The 262-nt window shown below is 72.9% G+C and carries 1 protein-coding gene; it reads right to left on the reverse strand.

Annotated elements, in window-relative coordinates:
- A partial coding sequence (locus tag AC0IX4_RS23105) for a lipoyl protein ligase domain-containing protein (RefSeq protein WP_471831415.1) occupies positions 1-262 on the reverse strand: 262 nt, incomplete at both ends.

Consider the following 262-nt stretch of genomic DNA (forward strand, 5'->3'; position numbering starts at 1 on the left):
TTGCAGTTCAGGGAGAATCCGTGCAGCGCGACTCCGCGCTGGACGCGGACACCGAGGGCGGCGACCTTGCGGTCGGGCTGCCATCGGCCTCGGACGTCCCCGGCGGCGAGCCCCACGCCGGAGCGCCCGTCGATACGGCCGACCGTCAGACCCATGGCGGTGCAGACCGCGATGAGGGCCTGCTCGATCAACCGCACGTCCCGGACCACGTCGACGGGCTCCGCGAGGCGGACGATCGGGTAACCCACCAGCTGGCCGGGGC

The organism is Rhodococcus sp. AC861, from assembly GCF_979256035.1.